The organism is Halocynthiibacter sp. (assembly GCF_049608145.1).
Taxonomy (GTDB): domain Bacteria; phylum Pseudomonadota; class Alphaproteobacteria; order Rhodobacterales; family Rhodobacteraceae; genus Halocynthiibacter.
Genome location: NZ_JBMYXF010000126.1, coordinates 1 through 554 on the forward strand (window position 1 = coordinate 1; position 554 = coordinate 554).

The 554-nt window shown below is 54.7% G+C and carries 1 pseudogene; it reads right to left on the bottom strand.

From position 1 onward, the window contains the following. A pseudogene (locus ACPGUT_RS16145) lies at window positions 1-376 on the bottom strand (IS5 family transposase); the annotation flags it as partial. Window positions 377-554: the final 178 nt, after the last annotated feature.

Here is a 554-nt window from a genome sequence, read left to right on the forward strand (position 1 = left end):
GTATTCATGCCACCCTTGGTGCGCCCTATCAGCCTGCCACGCCCCCCTTTTTCAACCGCAGGCTGGTGGCCGTGCGGTGCGCTTTGAGGTATGTTGCGTCAATCATGATGGTCTTGTGATCCGTGCCTTCAGCAGCCAGCCCGTTCATGATCCGAGCGAACACACCCATATCGCTCCATCGTTTCCATCGGTTATATAGCGTCTTAGGTGGCCCATATTCGCGAGGGGCATCAGACCAGTGTAACCCATTGCGATTGATGAAGATAATCCCACTCAGCACGCGTCGGTCATCAACCCTCGGCTTGTCGTGGCTCTTTGGAAAGTAAGGCTCAAACCGCGCCATCTGCACATCCGTCAGCCAGAATAGATTGCTCATTAGGAACCCCCTGCATCTCGGGGGCTTGACTCACGCAGGCGGGATGACGGCAACCAAATTAATAGGTCCAGAACCCAGGATGAGTCCGTACGGGGAGGGCCGAAACCTGCCAATAAACGGACATGTGCAACAAAGCTTGCCACCCACCGGATTTGTCAGCGCGAAATTGAAATTTCAG